The organism is Bradyrhizobium sp. (assembly GCF_004799405.1).
In the GTDB taxonomy this organism is placed as follows: Bacteria; Pseudomonadota; Alphaproteobacteria; order Rhizobiales; family Xanthobacteraceae; genus Bradyrhizobium.
In genome coordinates this window covers 1-5823 of sequence record NZ_SSMW01000065.1, presented here as the reverse complement: position 1 = coordinate 5823, position 5823 = coordinate 1, and the positions used below count along the sequence as shown (strand labels likewise).

Below are 5823 nucleotides of genomic sequence, written 5' to 3'. Positions count from 1 at the left end.
CCCGGATTTCCTGGGCATTTGTTCCGGAAGAGCAAATGATGCATCAACCGAAGCCGCTCTCGCGCGGTGTTTACCATGGAAGTTCGGCGACGAAAACGCGACCAAGGCATGACAGCTTTGATTAAACGAAAGTCGCATAGGTCCGGTGCGCGACCGACGTTCAGGCTGCAGCGATGACGCCCTGAAGCTGGTCGCGGACTTTTGCGCCGATCGCCCGATAGATCGCCGCATGCGGACCATCCGGTTCGCTCTCGACCACCGGCGTGCCGGAATCCGACGTGGCGCGGATCGACATGTGCAACGGGATTTCACCCAGAAACGGCACGCCGAGCCGCTCGGCCTCGTGCCGCGCGCCGCCGTGCCCGAAGATGTCGGATTTCGTGCCGCAGTGCGGACACTGGAAATAGCTCATGTTCTCGACAATGCCGAGCACCGGCACGTTGACCTTTTTGAACATCGCCAGTCCCCGCCGCGCGTCGATCAGGGACAGATCCTGCGGCGTCGAGATGATGATGGCGCCCTTGAGCGGCACGTTCTGCGCCAGCGTCAACTGGGCGTCGCCGGTGCCGGGCGGCATGTCCACCACCAGAACGTCCAGCGTGCCCCACGCGACATCGCGCAACATCTGGGTGATGGCCGACATCACCATCGGACCGCGCCAGATCATCGCGGTATCCTCCTCGACCAGGAAACCGATCGACATGATCGCGAGGCCGAAACGCACGATCGGAACCATCTTCTTGTCGTCGTTGAGGACAGGCTTCTGGTGAATGCCGGTCAGCCGCGGCACCGACGGCCCGTAAATATCGGCGTCGAGCAGGCCGACGCGCAGACCGAGGTCGCGCAGGCCCAATGCCAGATTGAGCGCGGTGGTCGATTTGCCGACCCCGCCCTTGCCGGAGGCGACCGCGATGACGGCGGCGATGCCCGGGATTTCCGACTGTTTCGACATCGGCGAACCGGACCCCGGCGGTTGCGGCGGCCGATGCGTTGAGACCGGCGGCACGCCATGGGAATGGCGATGTGGCGGCGGAGCGGCCGCGCCGGCCTTGCGTTCGGCGGTGAGCGCGATCATGGCGACGGTGACGCCGGGTATGGCGCGCACCGCGGCTTCCGCCTCGGCGCGAACGCTTTCCCAGGCGCGGGCCTCGGCGGCGTCGACACTGATCGAGAAAAACACCTTGCCGTCGTTGACGGTGATGGCCGACAGTACATCGGCCTTGCTCAAGGCGACGCCGCGCGGCGACATCACCTTGCCGAGACTCTCAAGAACCTGTTGTTGCGTCACGCTCACGGCGCATCTCCCAACCATTTTCGGATGCGACCCACAGGGCGTAGCCGCTCAAAAGGCTACCTACCTCGCGCCAACGTCGTCCCGGCGCTCGGCGGGCGCCGAACCTGCGCCCTCCTTGGCGGCCTCGTAGTTCAGTTCGATCATGACTCCGTTGGGGTCATTGACGAAGATCTGCCAGAGATCGCCGCCCGGAACCTGCCGGGAGTCGAACGCCATCCCCTTGGACTTCAGCCGCTGTTGCATGCCGTCAAAACCCCGGCTGATGAAGGCGACGTGATGGACAACGCCGGAATCCGGCTTTTGCGGCTCGTCGGTCTTGGAAATATCGACCAGATGCACCACCGCCTTGCCTTCGCTGTACATCCAGGCCCCGGGGAAGGCGAAGTTTGGCCGAGGGCCCTTCTCCAGGCCCAGGACATCCTCGTAGAACCGGACCGTGTCGGAAAGCTTGCGGGTCCGGATGTTGAAATGATCGAGCACGCCTACACTCATATTATCGCTCCCGTTGTTTTTGATTTGGCTATTACTTTGGCCGTTGCTTTAGTTGTCCTGGCAGCATTCTAGCACCAAACCATGCCCGCCCGCCAAACGGAGACATTGCCCTTCGTGCCCCACGGTTTATGCTGTAGTCCCGTCATTGACTTGCCCGAAAAACCGGGTGGGTTATTCCACCCTCCCCCAGGACACCGCCGGCCGCCTGACGGCAACGCCGGCGAAAACCCAAGGTTTCAGACATGGCCAAAGTCGCTTTTCTCGGTCTCGGCGTCATGGGTTTCCCCATGGCAGGACATCTGGTGGCAAAAGGAGGCCATGAGGTGACGGTATATAACCGTACGCCGGCCAAGGCGAAGGCATGGGCGGAAAAATTTGGCGGCAAAACGGCTGCCACTCCCAAGGCCGCCGCCGAGGGCCAGGACTTTGTCATGTGCTGCGTCGGCAACGACAACGATCTGCGCGCGGTCACGCTCGGCGCCGACGGCGCGTTCGCAGGCGTCAAAAAGGGCGCGACGTTCGTCGATCACACCACGGCTTCCGCCGAAGTCGCCCGCGAGCTCGATGCCGAGGCCAACAAGCGCGGTTTCAGGTTCGTCGACGCGCCGGTTTCCGGCGGCCAGGCCGGTGCTGAAAACGGCGTCCTGACCGTGATGTGCGGCGGCAGCGAAGACGCCTATGCGGGCGCCGAGCCGGTCATCGCGGCCTATGCCAGGATGTGCAAGCGGCTGGGACCGGCGGGCTCCGGCCAGCTGACCAAGATGGTCAACCAGATCTGCATTGCCGGCCTCGTCGAAGGCCTCTCGGAAGGGATCCACTTCGCCAAAAAGTCCGGGCTCGACGTCCAGGCCGTGATCGACACCATCTCGAAGGGGGCTGCGCAATCCTGGCAGATGGAAAACCGCTACAAGACCATGAATGACGGAAAGTTCGACTTCGGCTTCGCGGTGGAATGGATGCGCAAGGACCTGTCGATTTGCCTCGCCGAAGCCCGCCGCAACGGCGCCAATCTGCCGGTGACCGCGCTGGTCGATCAGTTCTATGCGGAAGTCGAGAAGATGGGCGGAAAGCGCTGGGACACTTCCAGCCTGCTGGCGCGGCTCGAGCGCTGAGGATCAACTCAGCCTCTCTCCCGCGAGGTGCTGAGCTTGTCGGCATCGAGGTGGTTGCGCATCTACGCACTGACCAGGGCGTGAGCCCATGAATTCAGCAGCACTGGCGGACGTCCGCTTTGGCGCGCACGAAGGACTCAGGTCGGCCATCGCGTCATGTCCGAAATGCGCCAGAGGCAGACATTTCACCATTTGAGTTCGGCGTGATTTCCCTGTCTGACCCCGATTCGCGGAGAGCTCGTTCGCGGGAGATGGATGCGGGGCCCACAGTGTCCGCCTCTCCCGCAAAAGGACAGTAGAGCCCGACGGCAGCAACGGCTATCGTTGCCACGCCAGTACCCAGCCTTGTCAAGGTAGAATTCCTTGCCGTCATTGTAGGTGCAATCGCTATGGCTGAAACGCCCGAGACTCACTATGTCAGAAGCGACGACGTGCATATCGCCTACCAAGTCCTTGGTGACGGTCCGTTCGATCTGCTTTTCGTCCCCGGTTTCGTTTCAAATGTCGAAGCGCTCTGGCGCTCGCCAGACCAGAGCGCTTTCTTTCGACGTCTCGCCTCGTTCTGCCGCTTAATACTGTTTGATAAGCGTGGCACGGGCATGTCCGATCGAGGCACTCACGATTTCACGCTCGAGCAGCGCATGCACGATGTTCAAGCCATTCTTGACGCCGTCGGAAGTAAGCAGGCGGCGCTGTTCGGGGTGTCGGAAGGCGGCCCAATGTCCCTGCTCTACGCCGCCACCTATCCCCACCGTACATCTGCGCTGGTGATCTACGGCTCCTACGCCAAGCGGTCACGGGCGTCGGACTACCCATTCGGTTGGGACCATCAGCAATGGGGACGTGTACTTGAGGACATTGAAGAAAATTGGGGCTCTCCGCAGTCACTGAACATTGGCATGCGAACGGCAGGTACTGAAGATGACTCGCTCAGGGCGAGCCGAACCGCGAGCTATTTCCGTGCATCCGCCAGCCCGGGAGCGGCAGCAGCGATCATGCGGATGAACCGCGACATCGACGTTCGCCACATCCTGTCTGCCACCCATGTGCCGACACTCGTAATACATCGAACGGGCGATCCCGTAGTCGAGATCGGGCACGCCCGCTATCTGGCTCAGCACATTTCCGGCGCAAAGCTGGTCGAACTTTCGGAGTCATTTCACACGCCCTGGTTGGGCGATCGCGACGCCATCCTCGATGCTGTGGAACAATTCCTGACAGGAACGCAGCGGGTGCAGGCGTCAGAGCGTCTACTCGCTACCGTTCTATTTGCAGACATCGTTGGATCAACCGAACGTGTTGCAGCCATTGGCGACAAGCCCTGGCGCGAATTGCTGAACGAATTCTTTGTACGGGTTCGCGAAGTGCTGCGACATTATCGTGGACGCGAGATCAGCACCGCGGGCGATGGATTTCTTGCTGCATTTGACGGCCCGGCTCGGGCAATCCGCTGTGCCAACGCGCTCGGTGATGCCGTACGACCACTGGGCCTGGAAGTCCGTTGTGGCATCCACACCGGCGAATGCGAACTCATCGGTCACGATCTCGCCGGTATAGCTGTGCATATCGGAGCCCGGGTAGCCGCGCTTGCAACCCCGGGCGAGGTGTTGGTCTCGCAAACGGTCCGCGACCTTGTCGCGGGCTCGGGCTTGGCCTTTGAAGATCGGGGGTCACACAGCCTAAAGGGCGTTCCAGACGAGTGGCGCCTGTTCCGCGCAGTGCTGAATTGAGTTGTGCGGCGGCCTCCGCGTGGTCGCCCCAAAAGGTCAAAAGCTGACCTCGCGGCCCTAAAACGAAACGTCCGCCCCGATAACGGACGTCACCAAACCTGGCGCTTAGCAACCGGCCCGCGCGAGATCGAGAAGTTAATTTAACCACTCATTAACGTGATTCTTTAGCGCTTTAAGGCAGCTCTTAAGGATTTAGCGCCAGAGATAGATAATGCAAAAGCCCGCGCCGCCGGCGGGCAGGATTTGTGTTGTTTGATGAGTAACCCCGCCGATAAGCCTGAAGTCGTCCAGCTTCCGGCTGAACCGCCAGTCGCACCGCCGGTCAGTAACCGCCGTGCGGCGTCGCAGCGGGTGCGCGAGGCCCGCGATCGGTTAACGTCGACCAGTGGAACCCGCCCGGCCTTCGATCGCGAACTGCTTCGGCAATACGCCCAAACCCGCATCTCGGCGTCCTACGTCGTCATGCTGCTGGTGGTGGCGACCGGCCTCCTGTTCGGCTTCTGGATGGAGCCGATGTCGGCCGCCGCGTGGACCTGCGGCATGTTCTGCATTCAGGCCGCAATCATCCGCAACTGCGCGCGATTCCTGGCGGAACCGCCCTCGCTGAACACCGCCCGCAAGTGGCGAAGGCGATTTGTCCTGCTCGATCTCGTGTACGGCCTGTGCTGGACCGCGATCCTGATCCATCCCGCCAGCCTCGATGCGGTCTCCAACACGCTGATGATGTTCCTGATGCTGCTGGTGATCGCGGTGTCGAGCATGCTGGCGGCAAGCCTGCCGATCGCAGCCCTTGTCGCGACCGCCCCGGTCACCTCGGCGATCGCGCTGAACTTCGTGCTCAGCGGGTCGTTCGACAATTACGTGCTGGCATTGCTCGCGTTTGCCGCCGAAGGCTATTTCGCGCTGCTCGCCCATCGCCTGCATTCGACCACGCTGGCGACGCTGGAGGCGCGCGCCGAAAAGGACGCGCTGATCGGCGAACTCGAACAGGCGAAATCGATCTCCGACGAGGCGCGCCATCGCGCCGAATCGGCCAATGTCGCCAAATCGCGGTTCCTCGCGCAAATGAGCCACGAATTGCGAACGCCGCTCAACGCCATCCTTGGATTTTCGGAAGTGATGAAGAGCGAAATCTTCGGCGCGCATGCGGTGCCGGTCTACAAGGAATATTCGTCCGACATTCACAATTCGGGCG

The 5823-nt window shown here is 61.9% G+C and carries 5 protein-coding genes; 3 read left to right on the top strand and 2 right to left on the bottom strand.

All coding sequences use genetic code 11. The annotated features are described in order from the left end of the window. Positions 1 to 160: 160 nt before the first annotated feature. The gene (locus E7813_RS10040; protein WP_291573352.1) at positions 161 to 1294 is read right to left on the bottom strand and encodes an Mrp/NBP35 family ATP-binding protein; all 1134 of its coding nucleotides are present in this window, start codon (positions 1292 to 1294) and stop codon (positions 161 to 163) included. 60 nt (positions 1295 to 1354) lie between these two features. Next, entirely contained in the window at positions 1355 to 1786 is a 432-nt protein-coding gene (locus E7813_RS10035) for a VOC family protein (RefSeq protein WP_291573350.1), read from the bottom strand. Between the two features lie 242 nt (positions 1787 to 2028). On the opposite strand from E7813_RS10035, the gene E7813_RS10030 reads away from it, so the two are divergent. The 3 genes from E7813_RS10030 to E7813_RS10020 form a co-directional block, all read left to right on the top strand. Next, a complete protein-coding gene (locus E7813_RS10030; protein ID WP_291573349.1) occupies positions 2029 to 2898 on the top strand; it encodes an NAD(P)-dependent oxidoreductase in 870 nt (289 codons plus the stop codon). Between the two features lie 389 nt (positions 2899 to 3287). Then, positions 3288 to 4628: an adenylate/guanylate cyclase domain-containing protein gene (locus E7813_RS10025; protein WP_291573348.1), complete on the top strand. Its 1341-nt coding sequence runs from the start codon at positions 3288 to 3290 to the stop codon at positions 4626 to 4628. Between the two features lie 255 nt (positions 4629 to 4883). After that, positions 4884 to 5823 (top strand): histidine kinase dimerization/phospho-acceptor domain-containing protein (locus tag E7813_RS10020; RefSeq protein WP_291573347.1); only part of this gene is annotated, 940 nt, incomplete at its 3' end.

What these genes read in the sequence shown, in the direction of transcription:
- E7813_RS10030 (WP_291573349.1), top strand. Translation starts at nt 2,029, where the DNA reads ATGGCCAAAGTCGCTTTTCTCGGTCTCGGCGTCATGGGTTTCCCCATG.
- E7813_RS10025 (WP_291573348.1), top strand. Translation starts at nt 3,288, where the DNA reads ATGGCTGAAACGCCCGAGACTCACTATGTCAGAAGCGACGACGTGCAT.
- E7813_RS10035 (WP_291573350.1), bottom strand. Translation starts at nt 1,786, where the DNA reads ATGAGTGTAGGCGTGCTCGATCATTTCAACATCCGGACCCGCAAGCTT.